Below are 18,769 nucleotides of genomic sequence, written 5' to 3'. Positions count from 1 at the left end.
CCGGTCTCGTCGAGTCTGACCCTGCGTTGCCCATCCCCCTCTTGCAGACAATGGAAATGCTGTTGCTTCAGGACACTCCACGGCCTGGGGCAGCGGTCACTTCAACGGAGTGAAAACATGAACCTCAGAACGGTGCTTGGCCGCTCGATCGTGTGCCTGTGTGGTTTATTGGCGACCTTTTCGATCCATGCGGAAAATTTCATTGTGGCGACACCGCAACAGGGTGTCGGCATTGCAGTCGATGTTTTCGATAAACCCGACGCCGCCAGTGGCACGCCTGCCTTTTCGAGTACCGTCAGATTTACGCTGCCGGCCTATTTCGTGCCTTCAGTTAATTCGTTCAAGGGCAAGGTGTATATGTTCTGGTCGAACAACTATGACCAGAAACATGTCTACTTCTCCAGTTCGCCCGATGGGCGCAACTGGTCCAGGGCGCAAGCCATTGACGTGGGCAGTGTACTGGGCAATGTCTCCGTCAGTGCCTTCAACCAGAAGCTGGTACTGACCTTCACCGACGCCCAGAGGCGGCTCAAAACCGTCAGTTCCGAGGATGGAACGGCCTGGTCCACGGCTCAGCCGATCGATACGAATCACACTGCCGTCACCAATAAGCCTGTGGTGTATAATGGCAAGTTGTTCGTGCTGTACAGCGAGAACTCGGGCAAGGCCGTGTACTCGGTCAGCTCCCGCGACGGGATCGCCTGGAGCCGCGAAAGCCTGGCCTTCCAGGAGACCGCCGATTCGATTCTGACGATGGTCCCGGTGGTCTACAACGGCCAGTTGTGGGCTTACTACGCCTTTGAAAATGGCGCCACGTTCGCGCGTACCTACGACCGGGCTGGCCAGTGGGGCGCCCGGCGTGACCTGCAGGGGATTGCCGGCCAGGGTGGGCTCAAGGGGTTTCTGAACAGCGCCGCGATGATTGACGATCGGGTGTTCATCAGCAGCAGTTCCACCACGTTCTATTCGACCGATGGGTTGAACTGGCATCCGTACTTCTCCAAGCGCTTCTCCGGCAATTCGGCCTACCCCTCCGGGCTGGGTGTGTCCTATGCGATCAGCGCAAACGACCTGACCCGCAGCAACCCACCATTGCCATCGGACCTGGCGACCGGCATCAGCCATACCGACTATGCCACCTTTGCCTGGCGCAGCTTCATCGCCCTGAACAACACCGCCAACACCCCGTTGCCGGCCAACCGCGGGGTGGGCAACCCGAACGGCAGCTTCGCCGATTCGGGCAAGGCCTCCCAAACGGCCAACCCCCTGCTGTGGCAGACCTTCGCCCACCGCACCGAGCTGTTTCCGGCGGTAGGCAAGAGCGCTGTCGGCGGCCCAACCCGTCCGTTCGGCTCCAGCCCGCAGTACAGCTACGTCCAGTTCCCCGATGGGGCGCCGTTGGCGCCGGGGGCCAGCTATGCCCATTACAACAACCTCGATGAGGCGACCCAGATCGGGCAGAACGCGATATTTTTCCCGGTCAATCCGCCGAAGGCGGCGATGAAGGGGAACGATTACGCGCCTTCGAACGACAGCCAGATCCTGTTCGAGGCCAAGGCCAACCCGGTGGTCTACGAGTATGCGAAGAGCCTCAGGAGCTACCCGGATCACATCGTCCTGCCCAACGGTGCCGTGGAAGTCAAGGCCGCCTGGCGCAAGCTGGCTGACATCCCGGTGGCGCAGCGTTCGCGCTACCACACGGCAACCGTGGTGACCTACCACGGCGATGACAGCAAGCCGGTGGCCTATAACGAGGAGTACGCACTGGTCGCCTTGCACATCATCCACAAGACGCCCAACTACCCGACTTTCATCTTCGCCACCTTCGAGCATGAAGATGCGCTGAACCTGCCCGACAATTCGCCGACCGGGCTCTACTACATCGCCAACTACGACAGGATCGCCTACGCCTCGCCGCCGGATGACACGCCGCCGCCGGTGGCGACCTTCTCGGACGGCAAGGGCATTCACCGGGTGACCTTGCCCAAGGGTTACCTGGCCGATGCGAAGCATACGCCGCCGATCTACTCCGGCAGCAACGGGATTCCCAAGGGACAGGCCGGTCCGATCACGGTGGTGCAGCCGCAGACCACCCATGCTGAAGTCGCCGCAGTGAACGAGCAGGTCAGGCAACTGATGGACGCCAGTGGCCAGTTCGGCAATTCAGTCTGGAAGCACTACCGGCTCAAGGGCGTGCAGGCCATCCCGTCGAGCAACGAGACCGACCCGGACTACTACCTGGCCAACATCATGGTCGAGAGCAGCCAGCCGGGGATTCAGCTGTTTCGGGGGACCAACATTTTCCCGGTTCCGCAGAACAACACCCTGACCAACATGCGCAACGTGGCCAACATCAAGGTGCCGGACTATGACCACAGCAGCCAGAGCCTGACCATGGGCGGTTGCATGGGCTGTCACGGTGTGGCCCAGTCTGCACTGAAGCAGGGTTTCAGCTTCCTGTTCGATGCCATCAATATTCCGGCTGGCTCCGGTACCCCCACCGGTTTCGCCAACCCGGAAACCATTGGCCTGCCGGATGTACGTGTCCAGCAGCAGCGGGCCCTGAAGTACTCGCTGAGCGTCAAGGACCGGGGCGCGGCCCAGTAAGCCAAGGCCGGGCCATCCCTTGTGGGTGAGGGGATGGCCACGGCCAGGGCATCATGGACACGGGCCTTAACCCTCCGGGCGTCCTGTACAGTGCCACCGGCCGGTGGCCTGGGTGATGCCGACTTATCTGTCCGCAGATCCGCCAGGCGTACGCAGCGAGTCGCCGAGAAAGCTGCACAGGGCTTGCAGTTTGCCAGAACGCTGCTTGCGCGTTGGCACCAGCAACAGGATCGGTGCGGACTCGAACTGCCAGTCGGCCAGCACCCGCAGCAATGACCCGCTGGCCAGGGATTCGGCGACATCCCACTGCGATCTGAGCACCAGCCCCAGATCCTGTTCCGCCCAGCGACGGGCCACGCCGCCATCGTTGGTCACCATCGCCGGTGTGATAGGCAGGGTTGCCTGAAGCTGCCCTTTGCGCAGTTGCCAGACCGTCGCCGGTTCATGGTTTTCCCGAATCGAAATGCAGCGGTGCCGGTCCAGTTCGTCGGGATGTCGAGGCACACCGTACTGCTTCAGGTAGCCGGGGGAAGCGCAGAGCCAGCGCTCGTTGCTGGCCAGGGTCTGCGCCGTCCACGAGCTGTCGCTGATGGGGCCGATATGGATCACGGCATCGCAGTTGTGTCGATCCGCCCAGGGTGCTTCGCGCAGATCGAGTTCGAGCCTGAGCCGCGGGTGCAATTTGGCAAAGCGCGCGATGATGGGGGCGATGCGCAAGCGACCGAACCCGAAAGGGGCTGCCAGTTTGAGGTGGCCCCTCAGTCCCCCGTCGGGTGACACCATCGAATCGGACAACTCCTCCAGTTGCCGCAGCAACTGCAGGCCTTCCTGCGCCAGCCGCTCACCTTCCTCGGTCAGCCTCAGGCAGCGGGCATCCCGGTTCGCCAGACGTACTCCCAGGTCCGCCTCGAGCTTGCGCAGGCGCATCGAGAGTGCTGGCGCAGTCACCTGCAGATGGCGAGCCGCCTCGCTCAGCGATCTGGAGCGGGCGAGGGTGGTCATCAACTGCAGGTCGGGGATGCTGATCATGTAGCTGAGCTTAACGTATGGATAATGGGACGTTAACCAGGGAATGGGGTGTCTGTATTAGTTTTCAGCGCTCACCATCCCCCTGGAGATCAGCCATGAGTGCGTCGCTCGAAACCCTGAACACCCCCGCCGCGATCATCGATGTCGCCCGCATGCACCGCAACATTGCGCGCATGCAGGCCCGGGCGGACAGGCTGGGTGTGCGTTTGCGGCCTCACGTCAAAACCTCCAAGTGTCTGCAGGTGGCTCGGGCACAGATCGCTGCCGGAGCCAGCGGGATTACCGTGTCGACGCTCAGGGAGGCCGAGGCCTTTTTCGCGGACGGCATCACGGACATTCTCTACGCCGTGGCCATGGCCCCGAGCAAGCTCGACCAGGCCTGGGCACTTCGCCGTCGGGGCTGCTCGCTGAAAATCATCACCGACAGCGTGCTGGGCGCCCAGGCCATGGTGGACTTTGCCCGTAGCCACCGCGCCAGCTTCGAGGTCTACATCGAAATCGACAGCGATCATCATCGCTCGGGAGTGCGCAGCGACGATCCGTTGCTGATAGAGATCGCCAAGGTCCTGCACGACGGCGGCGTGACTCTGGTTGGGGTTCTGACCCATGCCGGCGAAAGCTACAAGCTCGACACCCCGCAGGCCTTGCAGGCCCTGGCCGAAGTCGAGCGTCGCGAGTGCGTGGCGGCGGCACAAGCCATTCGCGCGGCAGGGTTGCCATGCCCCGAGGTGAGTGTGGGGTCCACGCCGACGGCATTGAGTGCCGCGGATCTGGCGGGTGTCACCGAACTGCGTGCGGGTGTCTATGTGTTCTTCGATCTGGTGATGCTCAACATCGGGGTCTGCGCGATGCCTGAGCTGGCGTTGAGTGTGTTGACCACCGTCATCGGTCATCAGCCGCAGAAGGGTTGGATCATCACCGACTCGGGGTGGATGGCCATGAGTCGCGACCGTGGTACCCAGTCCCAGGCCCGGGACTTTGGCTATGGGCAGGTCTGTGCCGCTGATGGGACGCCTATCGAAGGCCTGCTGCTGAGCAGTACCAACCAGGAGCACGGCGTCGCGTCCCATGAGTCGGTCGAGTGCGATGTGCTGGAGCGCTACCCGATCGGTACCCGTTTGCGCATCCTGCCGAACCATGCCTGCGCCACGGGTGCCCAGTTCCCCGGCTATGAGGCCCTGGAAGAGGACGGGAGCCTGCGGCGGTGGGGACGCTTGCACGGTTGGTGATCGGCCCGGCGGGCCACGCACTCGCTGGCATCAACCCAGCGGCGTCAGTTCCTGTAACTGCTCGCTGGTGGGAAAGCCGGTCGTGCGATAGCGCGGAGGATAGACACTGGCCGGTGTCAGCAGCGTTGCGACCCTGGGCACCAGCTCATCCCATGCGAACACCTGGGTCCGGGCGCTGCCATCCTCCTGCGGCTCGACCAGGACCACCCGGTCGGTCTGGGGCAGCAGGCTGTCGACGCTCTGTGTCCAACTGCACATCGAGAAGGTCCGGCTGTCGTCCTCCGAGCGCTGGTAGAGCATGTAGGAGGCCACGAACACGTCTTCCTGCTGCTCTTCATGGATCTTGTCGAGCAGTTCCTTCTGCGTGTGGTAGGTACCCTGCAGCAGCAGGTGTTCCAGGGTGGCAAGACGCGCCTTGAGCGCTTCGTTCCCGGCCTGGAAGGGGACGATGTCCTGCTCCTGGTAGGTGTAGATCTGGCTGGAGACGGCCCGGCCGTTTTCCATCGCCTTGAAGCTGACCTCGACCATCTGGGCCATGCCTTGCTCGTCCTTGTCGCCGGTCACCATCAGCACGTCGTTGGTGGGGATCATGAACACCGGGCGGCCCTTGATCGGGGCACGCTGCAGGACATCCGGCAGCAGCACCCGGCTGATGTCGTAACCGTCGCCCCAGCGACCCAGATACAGCCCCGGGATGATGGGTTCGAAGGCCTCCGGCGTCGTTTCCCGCAGGTTCTGCACCGCGCTCGACAAGGCTTCGTCGAAGGTCACGCCCCAGCTTTCCTCCGGCCCCTTGGTCAAGGTGGCCGTGGATTCGGGGGAATCGACCGCCAGCAGCATCACGCAGTCCTTGCCCAGGGCGCGGTGGACCACCGTGTAGGGGGCTGCCCAGCCTTCGCTGCGAACATGATGCAGGCGCACTTCATCCAGCATGCCGAGGTTGCGAATGACCGGCCGCAGCGCGGGGCGGACCTGTGCGAAGGTTTGCGGGGTCTTGCTCTTGGTGTTGAGCAGCGTGGCCACGTAGCCGTCGAGTACGGCGGCCTTCTTCGGCTTCTCAGCCTTCTGGTAGTCGCGAAACGCGTTGTGAAGGTTGAAGTAGCCACCGTTGCCGTGCAGCAGCCGAAACTCATCGGGCACGTATTCGAGGTGGTCGCCATAGCCGGCCTGACGAGCGGCCTGGATGAACTTCCGGGCGAACTCTTCTTCGGTCAGCGGGCGATTGAAGAGTTTGCCGAGTAGGGTGCCGAACATGCGCGACGTTCTCCTTGAGTGCGAAGGCGTTATGGTGCGGGGTGAACAGGGCGGGGGTAAAGCACCTGCACGCAGCGCCGTGTGCCGCTCACGGCCCGGCAGCCGCCCTGTAGCGATTCTGGATGCGCTCCAGCTCGCCTGACTGACGCATGTGTTCCAGTGCGCGAGCCCAGTTGGCGACCACCTGGTCGTCGGAGTCGAGGCTGAAGGCGATGTAGAGTGAGGACCGGTACAGCTCGATGGGAACCTGCCGCAGTGTGCCGGGCTCGATGCCCAACTGGCGGCAGTAGTAGGCCACGCCGGCATCGGTGTCGCCGACGACGATCTCGGTGCGTCCGGCCAGCAGCATGCGATAGAGCTGCTGGCTCCCGGTGGCGCTTTTCTCGAGGTTCTGGAAGCCCTGCGCCTGCAGGGTGTCGGGGATCAGGCCGGCATGCCGGGTGGTGATGCGTGGAGCCTGCATCAGTTGCTCCAGGGTAGTCACCGGCTGCCGCGTATTGGCCAACTGGTAGGGATGAATGGATTCCTCCGCGATGGGCCCGACCCATTTGTACAAGGGCTCGCGCTCCGCCGTGCGAAACAGCGAATACATGATGGTCCTGGGCTGGTTCTGCAAGGAACGGGTGGCGCGCATGCTGGGCACCATCATCATGTCGAACTCGTCGCCGGTCATTGCCATGATGCCCCGTACCACCTCCGTGGCCATGCCGGTAAGTTGGCCGTTCTCCAGATAGTTGTACGGCGCCCACTCCTCGGTGACGACCTGATAGTGCTCGGCCCTGGCAGGAGTGCCGGGCAGCAGGCAGAACAGCACTGCAACAAGTACCGAATACTTCACGTCTTGGGCCTGGTGAGCTGTGGGGTGATCAAGGAAGGGTATGGTTCAACGGCTAGCGTGAGTATAGACACTAAACCCCTGAGAACGGTTCTCATGGGCTGCGGATGTTCAATTCTGTTAAGGCTGGAGGAAGGGCTATACGGCAAAGTGTGTGGCAATCGTTAGGGGTGAGGTGCTCGTGCATCAGCACTGTCACGTTGATGGAGCTGATCTACGGCGCTGAAAAATCCTCGAACCCTGAGCGCAACCTGGCTGATGTCGAGGGCTTTGCAGCACGCCTGGAGGTGCTGGCTTATGATCAGGCCGCAGCGGTACACACTGGCCAGCTTCGTGCAGAGTTGGCCAGGGTTGGACAGCCCATTGGTCCCTATGACCAGATGATTGCAGGGCATGCCCGCTCCCAGGGACTTATTGTCGTCACTAACAACGCCATTTGAGTCGGGTTGGGTGGTGTTACTGGCACCACCCTCGGAAAACCAACAGTCAGTAGACCCCACCCCCCGACGTTGCGGGTTGTCCGGTTTCCTTGAAACGCGCCGCCAGCGTCTGCAATCCACGCATCAGCACCGTGGTGTCGACGCCCACCGCGACGAACAGTGCGCCCAGTGCCAGGTAGCGTCGAGCCAGTGTCTCGTCCGCACTCAGAATCCCCGCCGCCTTGCCAGCCTTGCCCACCCGCAGGATGGCATCCTCGATCGCCGCCTGCACTTGCGGATGGCCCGGATTGCCGCGATGGCCCATCGACGCCGACAGGTCGGCCGGGCCGATGAACACCCCGTCCACGCCCTCGACCGCAGCGATTTCGTCGAGGTTGGCCAGGCCCTCGCGGTTCTCGATCTGCACCAGCAGGCACATCTGCTCATCGGCCTTGTCCAGGTAGCCGGGCAGCGTGTTCCAGCGCGAGGCCCGGGCCAGGGCGCTGCCCACGCCGCGAATGCCCTTGGGCGGGTAGCTGATGGCGCGGACCAGTTCCCGTGCCTGCTCCGCGGTCTCGACCATCGGCACCAGCAGGGTCTGCGCGCCGATGTCCAGCACCTGCTTGATCAGCGCGGTGTCGCCGATGACCGGGCGGATGATCGGCTGTGACGGGTAGGGCGCCATCGCCTGCAACTGGCCGAGCAGGCTGCGCAGGTCGTTCGGGGCGTGTTCGCCGTCGATCAGCAGCCAGTCGAAACCGGCATTGGCCGCCAGTTCCGCGCAGTAGGCATCGGCCAGCCCCAGCCAGAGGCCGATCTGTGGCTCCCTGGCTTTGAGGCGAGCCTTGAAGGTATTGATCAGCATGAGCGTGTCCTCCGGTTCAGACGAAGCGGCAGGCGATGCTGCCGAGCAGGTCGTAGTCGACGTGGAAGGTATCGCCAGGGTTGGCGGCGACCGGACGGGTGAACGAGCCACCGAGGATGATCTGTCCAGGCAGCAGAGTGACGTCGTACGGTGCCAGCTTGTTCGCCAGCCACGCCACGCCCTTGGCCGGGTGGTTGAGCACCGCGGCGCTGACGCCGGATTCCTCGATCACGCCATTGCGGTACAGCACCGCCGGCACCTTGCGCAGATCGATGTCGGTCGGTCGTACGGCGCGGCCACCCATGACCACGCCGGCGTTGGCGGCGTTGTCGGAGATGGTGTCGAAGACCTTGCGCGTGGCCTTGGTCTGCGGGTCGATCTGCTGGATGCGCGCATCGATGATTTCCAGGGCGGGGATCACCCACTCGGTGGCGTCGAGCACGTCGAACACTGTGCAGTTGGGGCCCTTGAGCGGCTTGCCGAGGATGAACGCCAGCTCCACTTCGACCCGCGGGACGATGAAGCGCTCGAAGGGAATGTCGCTGCCTTCGTCGAAGAACATGTCGTCGAGCAACGCGCCGTAGTCCGGCTCGGTGATGTTCGACGACACCTGCATGGCACGCGAGGTCAGGCCGATCTTGTGGCCGACCAGCTTGCGGCCGCCTTCGATCTTTTTCGCGACCCAGGCGCGCTGGATCGCGTAGGCGTCCTCGATGGTGATGCCGGGGTGGTCGAGCGAGAACTGGCGGACCTGTTCGCGCGAACGTTCGGCCTGGTCGAGGCGGGCGGCGGCTTGCTGGATCAAGGTGGAGTCGAGCATGGAGGCAATCTCTTTCAAGGGTTGACGGTGGCGGCCCGGGTGCGCAGCACCAGCAGGCCGCCGAAGACGATGAACAGGGCCAGGATGTGCAGGGCCAGGCTCGGGCTGTGGGTGGTGTCGCGCATCCAGCCGATGAAGTAGGGGGTGAGGAACGAGGCGATGCTGCCCAGGGAACTGATCAGGGCGATGCCGGTGCCTTGGGTCCGGTCATTGAGGTAGGCCGGCGGCAGTTGCCAGAACATCGGCAGAGCGGCGCTGGCGCCCATGCCGGCGATGATCAGCCCGGCCATCACCGGTAGCGGCTGCTCCGGTGCGAGGCCGGCCAGGGCGATGCCGAAGGCGGCCATCAGCAGCGGCACGCACAGGTGCCAGCGGCGCTCCCGGCGACGGTCCGAAGAGCGGCCGCAGGCGAGCATGAACACGCAGCCGATCAGGTACGGCAGTGCGCTGAGCAGGCCGACGCTGGCGTCGTTGCCGATGCCGGCGCCATGGATCAGGCTCGGCATCCAGAACGCCAGGGTGTTGACCGCCAGCATCACCGCGCAATAGATCGCCACCAGCAGCCAGATCGCCCGGTTCGCCAGCAGGCCGGCGAAGGAGGTGACCACCTTGCGCTGTTCCTCGCGGCCGAATGCCTCGCGCAGGGCGGCTTTCTGCCCGTCGTCGAGCCAGGCCACGCTTTCGAAATGCTCCGGCAGCACCGCCAGCACCAGCAGGCCGAGCAGGATCACCGGCGCGCCCTCAAGCAGGAACATCCATTGCCAGCCGGCCAGGCCGGCGGTGTTGTGCATGAGGCTGAGAATGGCACCGGACAGCGGTCCGCCGACCACGCCCGCCAGGGGCACGGCAATCGCGAACAGCGCGGTCACCTGCGCCCGGCGCCCGGCCGGATACCAACGGTTGAGGTACACCAGAATGCCTGGGAAGAAGCCGGCCTCGGCCGCCCCCAGGGCAAAGCGCAACAGGTAGAACACGCCGCTGCTGTCGATCAGCAGCATGCTGGTCGACAGCGCGCCCCACACCACCATCAGCGTGGCGATCCAGCGCCGTGGCCCGATCCGCTCCAGCGCCAGGTTGCTCGGCACGCCGAACAGCGCGTAGGCAATGAAGAACAGCCCGGCACCCAGGCCGTAGACCGTATCGCTCAGGTGCAGGTCGGCGGCCATCTGCATCTTGGCGAAGCCGATATTGATCCGGTCCAGGTGCGCGAACAGGTAGCACACCAGCAGCAGTGGAATCAGTCGCCAGGTCACCTGGCGGTGAGCGCTGGCAGCAGGGTCCTGTGCCGCGCACAGGGTCGAGGCGGAGTGGGGCGTGCTCATGGTCTTGTACTTTTTATGGGATGAGACGGGATGGGCTCAGGCGCGGCCGTTGAACAGCGGGTGCAGGCTGCTGTGCTTGCCGTCGTAGACCTGGGCCTGGCTTTCGTCGATCTGCAGGGTGATGCCGATCGGTCGTCGCTTTACCAGCGGGTCCAGGACTTCCTTCAGCACCGCCAGCAGGCTGTCGCCGACCGCACTGTGCACGGCCCGGCTGCGCCCTTGGCCCATGCGCAGGTTGGCGTAGAGAAAGCCGTAGTCACCCCGGCCGTCGGCCACCGCGCAATGCGCGGCGGGGTAGGCCAGCACCCGGGTGCCGCCGGTGGGAAACACCGCCTTGCCGCTTTCGTCGCGGGCCTGGAGCATGGTGTCGGCCAGGCGTCGGCACAGCGACGGGATATCGGCCTCGGCCTCAAGGTCCGGGGTGTAGAGCAATACCAGATGGGGCATGAGCGGCTCCTGGAGTCAAAGGCGGTTGGCAAGGCCGACCGACGCGGGGTTGGAGGCCTGGGCGGCGGGGATCGCCGAACCGTCCTGGGGCGTGACCGGGAACAGGGCGTTGATCTGCCCGGTGCCGGAGGAGCCGAAGTACGGGGTCAGCACTTCGACATGGCCGTCATAGGCCGACCAGCCGAGTGCACCGAGCAGCATCGCCGTGTCATGCATGAAACCTTCGCCGTGGCCCTTGGCGGCGTATTCCGGGAGCATCGCGCAGAAGTCCGCCCATTCGGCGTCTTCCCACATTTTCACCACGCGGTTGTCCAGGGTTTCCAGGAACGGGCTCCAGACCTTGGTGGCGAAATCCGGCGCCTGGCCGTTCTGGGCAAAGCGATGGGACAGCGAGCCGCTGGCGAGAAACGCCACGGTACCGTCGTAGTGGTCCTCGACCGCCTTGCGCATGGCCCAGCCCAGGCGCGCGCTGTCGGCGAGGAAGTGCGAGGTGCACAGGGCCGAGACCGAGACCACCTTGAAATGCTGGTCCTGGTTCATGTAGCGCATCGGCACCAGCGTGCCGTATTCCGGGCCCAGGGTGGTGGCGTGGTGGGCCATGGTCTCGACCCCGAAGCGGTTGCAGGTGTCGGCCAGCAGCTTGCCCAGTTCACTGTTGCCGGGAAAGGCGTAGGGCATGTTGCTGATGAAGTGCGGCAGCTCGTTGCTGGTGTAGACGCCCTCGAAGTGCGGGCTGCAGAGCACGTGGTAGTTGGCGTTGACCAGCCAGTGGGTGTCGAACACGACGATGGTGTCCACGCCCAGTTCGCGGCAGCGTCGGCTGATCTCGTGATGCCCGTCGATGGCGGCCTGGCGGAAGCCCTGGCGTGGGCCGGGCAGTTCGGACAGGTACATGGACGGCACGTGGGTGATCTTGGCGGCCAGAGCGAGCTTGCCCATGGGGTTCTCCGGTAGTTGATTGTTGTTGTAGGCCCGCGTCGGCGGTAGGAGCCGGCCGGGCCGGCTCCAGCAGGATCAAGTTACACGCCCCAGCGCGGGATGTGGTGGCTGCCCATGGAGATGCACACGTTCTTGATCTCGGCGAACACCTCGAAGCTGTACTGGCCGCCTTCGCGGCCGGTGCCCGAGCCTTTCACACCGCCGAACGGCTGACGCAGGTCGCGTACGTTCTGGCTGTTGATGAACACCATACCGGCCTCGATGCCGCGGGCCAGGCGGTGAGCCTTGCCGATGTCCTGGGTCCAGATGTAGGAGGCCAGGCCGTACTCGGTGTCGTTGGCCAGTTTGAGCGCTTCGGCTTCGTCCTTGAACGGGATCAGGCAGACCACCGGGCCGAAAATCTCTTCCTGGGCGATGCGCATGCTGTTGTTCACGTCGGCGAACACGGTCGGCTGGATGAACTGACCTTTTGCCAGGTGCGCCGGCAGGTTGGCCGGGCGCTCCAGGCCACCGGCGAGCAGGGTGGCGCCTTCCTCGATGCCGATGCGGATGTAGCCGGTGACCTTGTCGTAGTGCTGCTGGGTGATCATCGAGCCGACCTGGGTCTTCGGATCGGTCGGGTCACCGACGATCAGGCGTTTGGCCCGCGCAGCGAACTCGGTGACGAATTGCGGGTAGACGCTTTCCTGGATGAAGATCCGGCTGCCGGCGGTGCAACGCTCGCCGTTGAGCGAGAAGATGGTGAACAGCGCGGCGTCCAGTGCACGTTCCAGATCGGCGTCTTCGAAGATCAGCACGGGCGACTTGCCGCCCAGTTCCATGGAGTACTTCTTCAGGCCCGCGGTCTGCATGATCTTCCTGCCGGTGGCGGTGCCGCCGGTGAAGGAGATCGCCCGCACGTCCGGGTGACGCACCAGCGCGTCGCCGGCGGTCGCGCCGTAGCCCTGGATCACGTTCAGCACACCGTTGGGAATGCCGGCCTCGACCGCCAGGCGGCCCAGCTCGTTGGCGGTCAGCGGCGACAGCTCGGACATCTTCAGCACCGCAGTGTTGCCCAGCGCCAGGCAGGGCGCGGTCTTCCAGGTGGCGGTCATGAACGGCACGTTCCACGGCGACACCAGGCCACAGACACCCACTGGCTGGTACAGGGTGTAGTTGAGCATCTGGTCGTCGACCGGGTAGGTGTGGCCATCCATGCGGGTGCAGACTTCGGCGAAGAAATCGAAGTTGTGCGAGGCGCGTGGAATCAGCACGTTCCTGGTCTGGTGGATCGGCAGGCCGGTGTCCAGGGTCTCCAGCTCGGCCAGATGCGGCACGTTCTGGTCGATCAGCTCCCCGAGCTTGCGCATCAGCCGGGCGCGTTCCTTGGCCGGGGTGTTGGCCCACTTCGGAAAGGCTTCCTTGGCCGCAGCCACGGCCTGGGCGACTTCCTCGGCGCCGCCGCTGGCGACTTCACCGATCGCTTCGCCGGTGGCCGGGTTGTAGTTGATGAAGGTGTCTTTGCTCTCGACCTCACGGCCGTTGATCCAGTGCTTGATCATGCTGCTCATGCCTTGTTGTTCTTGAAGAAGTCAGTTTCACTGACGATTCGATTGACCAGGCGGCCCACGCCTTCCACTTCCACCACCACTTCATCGCCCGGCACCACGTCGGCCAGGCCCTCCGGCGTGCCGGTGGCGATCATGTCGCCCGGCTGCAGGGTCATGAAGCTGGAGAAGTATTCGATCAGGTACGGGATGTCGAAGATCATGTCCGCAGTGGTGCCTTCCTGTTTCAGTTCACCGTTGATCCAGGTGCGCAGTTTCAGGTTCGACGGGTCCGGCACATCGGCGACATCGACGATCCACGGGCCGACCGGGGTGGTGGCGTCGCGGTTCTTCACCCGCAGGTTGGGGCGGTAGTAGTTTTCCAGGTAGTCGCGGATGGCGTAGTCGTTGCACACGGTGTAGCCGGCCAGGTACTGCAGGGCGTCCTCGCGCTTGACGTTCTTCGCCGGTTTGCCGATCACCGCGACCAGCTCGCACTCGTAGTGCATGTAGGTCACGCCGTCCGGGCGCCAGGTCTGCTGGTTGTGGCCGGTGTAGGTGCCCGGCGACTTGATGAACGCCAGCGGCTCGGTCGGCGGGGTGAAGGCCAACTCGCGGGCGTGGTCGGCGTAGTTCAGGCCCAGGGCGAACATGTTGCCGGTGGCCGGTGGCAGCCAGGTGACCTGCTGCTCGCCGAGCACGCGGCCGTCTTCCAGGCGCACGCTGTGGTCAGCGTCGACCAGCACCGCATGCACGGCGCCTTCGAACTGGATACGGGCGTGTTTCATGGGCGTGGCTCCTGTTCGCTGACGATGTGGTTGGTCAGGCGGCCCAGACCTGTGATCTCGACGTCGACCCGGTCGCCCGGCTGCACATCGACGCGGCCTTCCGGGGTGCCGGTGATCAGTACGTCGCCGACATCCAGAGTCATGAACTCGCTCAGTTCGGCGATCAGCCTGGCCACGCCACGCACCTGGTTGGCGGTGGTGTTTTCCTGCACGACTTCGCCGTTGACCCACAGCTTGATGGTCAGCGTCTGCGGGTTGGGCACGTCCTGGGGCGGTACCAGCACCGGGCCCAGGGCACAGAAACCGTCGCGACACTTGGCCTTGACCGCCGGGCGGTAGTAGCTGTCTTCCGGCAGGCTGAATTCGTTGGCGATGGTGTAGCCGGCCACATGCTCCAGGGCCTGGGCCTCGCTGACCCGGCTGGCGCGCTTGCCGATCACCACGGCCAGAGCCGGGCCGGGTTGCAGGCGCTCGCCGGCGGGATGTTCGACGGTACCGTCGTGCTGGTTGCGGGTGTTGGGCGTCTTGATGAACAGCACCGGTTTGACCGGTGGTTCCTTGTAAGGCGCCGCGTTGAACTCGGGCAGGCGCTGGGCGAGCAGGCCTTGGTAGTTCAGGGCGATGCCGAACAGCGTTCCGTGGGCCGTGTCGTACAGGCTTCGGGGCATCTCGATCTCCTGGAGGGGCCTGGGGCCCGATATTGTTAATGTGTTAACGTTATAATTAAGATGTTAACGATCGTCAAGCCAGGTTGCGTCCGGCCAACTGTTCAAAGCCGGTAAAAGCGCGCAGCATGCAGCCATAACAACAAGGAATTCCCTGATGCGCAGCGAACGTTCGCCCATCCCCAACATCAACATCGGGCAGGTCTACGACCAGCGCTACAGCGATGCCGAGATCCATTACGACCGCCTGAGCAACCTGGCCGGGTTCTTCGGCCGCAACATGCCGGTGCACCGGCACGACCGGTTCTTCCAGGTGCACTACGTCAAGAGCGGTGCGGTACGGGTGTACCTGGACGACCGCCAGTTCGTCGAAAGCGGGCCGATGTTCTTCCTCACGCCGCCGACCATTCCGCATTCTTTCGTCACCGAGTTCGACGCCGACGGGCACGTGCTGACCGTGCGCCAGCAACTGGTCTGGCAACTGCTCGAAGAAGACCCGGCGCTCGCGCCGCCACCGCCGATGGCCCCGGCCTGCGTGGCCCTGGACCGGCTCGAAGGCGAGCAGTTGGCCGAGGCCAGGCGCCTGGAGCTGATGTTCGACGCGCTCAGGGAAGAGATCGAAGGGCAGGCCAGCGGTCGTGCGCCCGCGCTGCATGCCCTGACGCGGCTGGTGCTGATCAGCCTGCTGCGGCTGTCGGCGCATTCGCTCACGGCGCAACCGGCGCGGCATGAGGACCTGCAGGTGTTTCACCGCTTCAACGCGCTGATCGAGGCCCATTACCTCGAGCACCTGCCGCTGGCGGCCTACGCCGAGCGCCTGGGGGTGACCGAGGCGCGGCTGAACGACATTTGCCGGCGCATCGCCGACCTGTCTTCCAAGCGCCTGGTGCTCGAGCGTCTGATGCAGGAAGCGCGGCGCCTGCTGCTGTTCACCGGTCATTCGGCCAACGAGATCTGCTACCAGCTCGGCTTCAAGGACCCGGCCTATTTCAGCCGGTTCTTCCAGCGTTATGCGCAGATGACGCCGGGCGAGTACCGACAGCGCCAGGGCGGTTTCAGAGGATGACGGCATGGTGCGGCCTTGGGGTGAGAGCCTGTTGTGCCGTTATCGTGGCGGCGCCCGGAACGACGGCCAATGCCTTTTCCGGGCAAGCGCTGGTACTTTCCATGAACGGTGCCAGTGTCGCTTGCCACCGCCTGTCGCCGGCTCGTAAGCTGATCGGCCTTTCACTGACCTTGTCCTGAAGATGCCCGTGCCACGTCCCTCACTGACCCTTTCGTTGCTCCAGGCCCGCGAAGCCGCGATGGCCTTTTTCCGTCCTTCGCTCAACGCCCACGATCTGACCGAGCAGCAGTGGCGGATCATCCGCATCCTGCGCCAGAACGGTGAGCTGGAGAGCTACCAGTTGGCCGAGAAGGCCTGCATCCTCAAGCCGAGCATGTCCGGGGTGCTGGTGCGCATGGAGCGCGACGGACTGGTGCGCCGTTTCAAATCCAGCGAGGACCAGCGACGCATGTTCGTCGCCCTGACCGAGGCCGGTCAGCGGCGGTTTGTCGAGATGGCCGATGACATGGAGTTGAACTACCAGCGCCTGGTGTCGCGCCTGGGCGAAGACAAGCTGGCACTGCTGCACGAGCTGCTCGACGAGCTGAAAGCCATCGAGCCGTGACAGACGTCGGGGTGGCCAGGGGGTCGTGAAAAGTACAATCGGCCCTGTGGAACGTCCATTTTCCCAGCGGGGGCTGCGGGAAATACTGGAGGGGAGTCCAATAATAATTCGGTACCCCCCCATGAAACAGCCCAACCCGCTGCTCGAAGACCTCAAGGCCATTCTGCCGACCATCGCCGCCAATGCCGCGCAGGCGGAAAAGGACCGCCAGGTCCCCGCCGAAAACATTGCCCTGCTCAAGCAGATCGGCTTGCACCGGGCGTTCCTGCCCAAGGTCTACGGTGGCCTGGAAATCTCCCTGCCGCAGTTCTGCGACTGCATCGCCCTGCTGGCGGGTGCCTGTGCCAGCACCGCCTGGGCGATGAGCCTGCTGTGCACCCACAGCCACCAGATGGCGATGTTCTCCAAGCAGATGCAGGACGAGATCTGGGGCGAAAACCCCGATGCCACCGCCAGCAGCTCGATCGCGCCGTTCGGCAAGGTCGAAGAAGTCGAGGGCGGGGTGATGTTCAGCGGCCAGATGGGCTGGAGCAGCGGTTGCGACCATGCCGAATGGGCGATCCTCGGCTGCCGCCGGCTCAACAGCGAAGGCGGCCAGGACTATTGCTTCGCCGTGCTGCCGCGCAGCGACTACGAAATCCGTGACGACTGGTTCTCCGCCGGCATCAAGGGCAGCGGTACCAAGACCCTGATCGTCGACAACGTGTTCGTCCCCAACCATCGCATCCAGAAAGCCAAGGACATGATGGAAGGCAAGTCAGACGGTTTCGGCCTGTACCCGGACAGCAAGATCTTCTACTCGCCGTACCGTCCGTACTTCGCCAGCGGTTTCGCCACCGTCAGCCTGGGCGTGGCCGAGCGCATGCTCGAAGCCTTCAAGGAAAAGACCCGCAACCGCGTGCGGGCCTATACCGGTGCCCAGGTCGGCGCCGCCACCCCGGCGCTGATGCGCCTGGCCGAATCCACCCACCAGGTGGCCGCTGCACGGGCCTTCCTGGAAAAGACCTGGACCGAGCACGCCGAGCACAGCGAAGCGCATCGCTACCCGAGCCGCGAGACCCTGGCCTTCTGGCGGACCAACCAGGGCTACGCGGTGAAGATGTGCATCCAGGCCGTCGACCGGCTGTTCGAAGCCGCCGGGGGCGGGGCGTGGATGGAGTCCAACGAGCTGCAACGGCTGTGGCGCGACTCGCACATGACCGGCGCGCATGCCTACACCGACTACGACGTCTGCACGCAGATCCTCGGCCGCGAGCTGATGGGCCTGGAACCCGATCCGAGCATGGTCTGAAACCGCTCCATCCATAACAACAATCGAGGGGCTGCCGGTGTGGCGGCTCCGGGAGTCTTGCATGTCTGCTGAATTCGATTCGCGCGCGTTTCGCCGTGCGCTGGGTAACTTCGCCACCGGCGTGACCGTGGTCACCGCCGCCACCGCCGACGGTCGCCGGGTCGGTGTCACCGCCAACAGCTTCAACTCGGTGTCGCTGGAGCCGGCGCTCATCCTCTGGAGCCTGGACAAGCGCTCGGGCAGCCTGGAGGTGTTCGAACAGGCCAGCCATTTCGCGGTGAACATCCTGGCGGCCGACCAGATCGACCATTCCAATCACTTCGCCCGCAGCAAGGACGATCGCTTCGCCGACGTCGAGCATGAAGTGGGCGAGGGCGGGGCACCGCTGCTGGCCGACTGCTCGGCACGCTTTCGCTGTGAAAAGTACCAGATGGTCGACGGCGGCGATCACTGGATCCTGATCGGCAAGGTCATTGCCTTCGACGATTTCGGCCGCGCACCGCTGCTGTATCACCAGGGCGCCTACTCGATGGTGCTGCCGCACACCCGTATCACCCAGCCGGACCTGGCGCAGCGGCCGAGCAGCCACTTCCAGGGCCGCCTGCGCGACAACCTCTACTACCTGATGACCCAGGCGGTGCGTTGCTACCAGAGCAACTATCAGCCACGCCAACTGGCGACCGGCCTGCGTACCAGCGAAGCACGGATGCTGATGGTGCTGGAGAACGACGCCGGTCTGAGCCAGGCCGAGCTGCTGCGGGAAGTGGCGATGCCGCAGCGGGAGGTGGAAGAGGCGATTGCCAACCTGTGCCGCAAGGGGCTGGTCACCGAGACGCAAGGGCGTGTGCGGTTGTCCGTGGCCGGCATCGACCAGACCGAGGCGCTGTGGGCCATTGCCCGCGAGCAGCAGGAGCGGGTGTTCAGCCAGTTCGAGGATGAGCAGGTAGCGAACTTCAAGCAGGTGTTGCAGGCGATCATCTCGGCCTGAGCGGGTTAGCCACCGCCATGACATGACGGGCGTTTTGCGCTGAGGCGACTGGCCTGTTCGCGGACAAGCCCGGCT

General features: G+C 64.4%; 17 protein-coding genes and 1 pseudogene. 7 read left to right on the top strand and 11 right to left on the bottom strand.

What is annotated here, in order from left to right:
- Positions 1 to 117 precede the first annotated feature (117 nt).
- The gene (locus PF66_RS26265) at positions 118 to 2,607 is read left to right on the top strand and encodes a hypothetical protein (protein WP_054064258.1); all 2,490 of its coding nucleotides are present in this window, start codon (positions 118 to 120) and stop codon (positions 2,605 to 2,607) included.
- A gap of 123 nt (positions 2,608 to 2,730) precedes the next feature.
- Here the strand turns inward: PF66_RS26265 and PF66_RS26260 are convergent, their stop codons facing one another.
- Positions 2,731 to 3,636: a LysR family transcriptional regulator gene (locus PF66_RS26260; RefSeq protein WP_054057340.1), complete on the bottom strand. Its 906-nt coding sequence runs from the start codon at positions 3,634 to 3,636 to the stop codon at positions 2,731 to 2,733.
- Positions 3,637 to 3,731: 95 nt separating this feature from the next.
- Here PF66_RS26260 and PF66_RS26255 point away from each other — a divergent pair, with 95 nt between their 5' ends.
- Entirely contained in the window at positions 3,732 to 4,865 is a 1,134-nt protein-coding gene (locus tag PF66_RS26255) for an alanine racemase (protein WP_054064257.1), read from the top strand.
- Between the two features lie 30 nt (positions 4,866 to 4,895).
- On the opposite strand, the gene PF66_RS26250 is transcribed toward PF66_RS26255, so the two are convergent.
- Both PF66_RS26250 and PF66_RS26245 read right to left on the bottom strand, forming a co-directional pair.
- Positions 4,896 to 6,119: a DUF1444 family protein gene (locus tag PF66_RS26250; RefSeq protein WP_054057338.1), complete on the bottom strand. Its 1,224-nt coding sequence runs from the start codon at positions 6,117 to 6,119 to the stop codon at positions 4,896 to 4,898.
- Between the two features lie 88 nt (positions 6,120 to 6,207).
- Positions 6,208 to 6,957 (bottom strand): substrate-binding periplasmic protein, encoded by a 750-nt coding sequence (locus tag PF66_RS26245; RefSeq protein WP_054057337.1) that lies wholly within the window; start codon positions 6,955 to 6,957, stop codon positions 6,208 to 6,210.
- A 179-nt stretch (positions 6,958 to 7,136) separates the two neighbouring features.
- On the opposite strand from PF66_RS26245, the pseudogene vapC reads away from it, so the two are divergent.
- Positions 7,137 to 7,394 (top strand): annotated as a pseudogene (gene vapC / locus PF66_RS26240) (tRNA(fMet)-specific endonuclease VapC); the annotation flags it as partial.
- 46 nt (positions 7,395 to 7,440) lie between these two features.
- Here vapC and hpaI read toward each other — a convergent pair.
- From hpaI to PF66_RS26200, 8 genes are all read right to left on the bottom strand, one after another.
- Complete coding sequence (hpaI, locus tag PF66_RS26235) at positions 7,441 to 8,238, bottom strand: 4-hydroxy-2-oxoheptanedioate aldolase (RefSeq protein ID WP_054057335.1); 798 nt, start codon at positions 8,236 to 8,238, stop codon at positions 7,441 to 7,443.
- A 16-nt stretch (positions 8,239 to 8,254) separates the two neighbouring features.
- Complete coding sequence (gene hpaH, locus PF66_RS26230; protein ID WP_054057334.1) at positions 8,255 to 9,058, bottom strand: 2-oxo-hept-4-ene-1,7-dioate hydratase; 804 nt, start codon at positions 9,056 to 9,058, stop codon at positions 8,255 to 8,257.
- A gap of 14 nt (positions 9,059 to 9,072) precedes the next feature.
- Positions 9,073 to 10,380, bottom strand: coding sequence for an MFS transporter (locus tag PF66_RS26225; RefSeq protein ID WP_054064256.1), 1,308 nt, complete (start codon positions 10,378 to 10,380; stop codon positions 9,073 to 9,075).
- A gap of 36 nt (positions 10,381 to 10,416) precedes the next feature.
- A complete protein-coding gene (locus PF66_RS26220) occupies positions 10,417 to 10,827 on the bottom strand; it encodes a 5-carboxymethyl-2-hydroxymuconate Delta-isomerase (RefSeq protein WP_054057332.1) in 411 nt (136 codons plus the stop codon).
- A gap of 15 nt (positions 10,828 to 10,842) precedes the next feature.
- The gene (gene hpaD, locus PF66_RS26215; protein WP_054064255.1) at positions 10,843 to 11,766 is read right to left on the bottom strand and encodes a 3,4-dihydroxyphenylacetate 2,3-dioxygenase; all 924 of its coding nucleotides are present in this window, start codon (positions 11,764 to 11,766) and stop codon (positions 10,843 to 10,845) included.
- An 80-nt stretch (positions 11,767 to 11,846) separates the two neighbouring features.
- Positions 11,847 to 13,307, bottom strand: coding sequence for a 5-carboxymethyl-2-hydroxymuconate semialdehyde dehydrogenase (gene hpaE, locus PF66_RS26210; RefSeq protein WP_054057353.1), 1,461 nt, complete (start codon positions 13,305 to 13,307; stop codon positions 11,847 to 11,849).
- A 5-nt stretch (positions 13,308 to 13,312) separates the two neighbouring features.
- Positions 13,313 to 14,080 (bottom strand): fumarylacetoacetate hydrolase family protein, encoded by a 768-nt coding sequence (locus tag PF66_RS26205; protein ID WP_054064254.1) that lies wholly within the window; start codon positions 14,078 to 14,080, stop codon positions 13,313 to 13,315.
- The gene (locus PF66_RS26200) at positions 14,077 to 14,748 is read right to left on the bottom strand and encodes a fumarylacetoacetate hydrolase family protein (RefSeq protein ID WP_054064253.1); all 672 of its coding nucleotides are present in this window, start codon (positions 14,746 to 14,748) and stop codon (positions 14,077 to 14,079) included. The genes PF66_RS26205 and PF66_RS26200 overlap by 4 nt, the downstream gene beginning before the upstream one ends.
- Positions 14,749 to 14,902: 154 nt before the next feature.
- Between PF66_RS26200 and hpaA the strand changes: the two genes are divergently transcribed.
- The 4 genes from hpaA to PF66_RS26180 all read left to right on the top strand — a co-directional run bounded on the left by hpaA (position 14,903) and on the right by PF66_RS26180 (position 18,694).
- Positions 14,903 to 15,811 (top strand): 4-hydroxyphenylacetate catabolism regulatory protein HpaA, encoded by a 909-nt coding sequence (hpaA, locus tag PF66_RS26195; RefSeq protein ID WP_054057328.1) that lies wholly within the window; start codon positions 14,903 to 14,905, stop codon positions 15,809 to 15,811.
- A gap of 181 nt (positions 15,812 to 15,992) precedes the next feature.
- Positions 15,993 to 16,415, top strand: coding sequence for a homoprotocatechuate degradation operon regulator HpaR (hpaR, locus tag PF66_RS26190; protein WP_054064252.1), 423 nt, complete (start codon positions 15,993 to 15,995; stop codon positions 16,413 to 16,415).
- A gap of 121 nt (positions 16,416 to 16,536) precedes the next feature.
- Complete coding sequence (locus PF66_RS26185) at positions 16,537 to 17,706, top strand: p-hydroxyphenylacetate 3-hydroxylase oxygenase component (RefSeq protein ID WP_054064251.1); 1,170 nt, start codon at positions 16,537 to 16,539, stop codon at positions 17,704 to 17,706.
- 61 nt (positions 17,707 to 17,767) lie between these two features.
- Positions 17,768 to 18,694, top strand: coding sequence for a p-hydroxyphenylacetate 3-hydroxylase reductase component (locus tag PF66_RS26180; protein ID WP_054057325.1), 927 nt, complete (start codon positions 17,768 to 17,770; stop codon positions 18,692 to 18,694).
- Positions 18,695 to 18,769: the final 75 nt, after the last annotated feature.

Origin of the sequence: Pseudomonas asplenii (assembly GCF_001293465.1) — a bacterium.
GTDB lineage: Bacteria > Pseudomonadota > Gammaproteobacteria > Pseudomonadales > Pseudomonadaceae > Aquipseudomonas > Aquipseudomonas fuscovaginae_B.
Note: the sequence above shows the minus strand (reverse complement) of the source record. Positions and strands in the feature narration are given on the sequence as shown.